The organism is Mesorhizobium sp. WSM4848 (genome assembly GCF_055811375.1).
Genome location: NZ_JBVVPX010000117.1, coordinates 1 through 602, shown reverse-complemented (window position 1 = coordinate 602; position 602 = coordinate 1). Strand labels below are relative to the sequence as shown.

The following is a 602-nucleotide window of genomic DNA, read 5'->3' as shown; positions in this document are numbered from 1 at the left end:
ATGACGCTGTAATTCCTTGATGATCTGAATCAGACGGGCATTCTCGACGTCGCGCGCCAGGACCATCGCCTTCAGCGCATCCGGATTCTCGGGAAGCTGGTCAGCCGTCATCGCCATGAGCGGATCAGACCATATTCGCCGACAGTCCGCGACAGCGGAATCCAGGCTGATTCACTTCGTCGCGGGTCAGCCCGCCTGGGCTGGAACGCGAGTCCGGCGCGCCTCGTGGACTCGCCGCCAGTCGAGACCTTCGAGCAGCGCCGACAGTTGCGCGGCCGTCAGCCGCATCATGCCGTCATGCACTTTCGGCCAGCGGAACTCCCCATCCTCCAAACGCTTGGCATAGAGGCAAACCCCGGTGCCATCCCAGAAGATCAGCTTGATCCGGTCAGTCCGCTTGGCCCGAAAGACATAGACCGCCCCATTGAACGGGTCAGCGCCCATGGTCTCGCGCACAAGTGCGGCCAATCCCTCCGCACCCTTGCGGAAGTCCACCGGCTTCGTCGCCACCATGACCTTGACCGCACCCGTCGGCCCGATCATGACGTCGCCTTCAGCGCGCGGATCACTGCGGCCACCGTCTTGGTGTCGGCGCCGCGGCC

The 602-nt window shown here is 64.1% G+C and carries 1 protein-coding gene; it reads right to left on the bottom strand.

The features are described from left to right. Nucleotides 1-186 precede the first annotated feature (186 nt). Nucleotides 187-543, bottom strand: a complete 357-nt coding sequence (tnpB, locus tag AC0L16_RS33555) for an IS66 family insertion sequence element accessory protein TnpB (RefSeq protein ID WP_027154943.1) — start codon at nucleotides 541-543, stop codon at nucleotides 187-189. Nucleotides 544-602 lie beyond the last annotated feature (59 nt).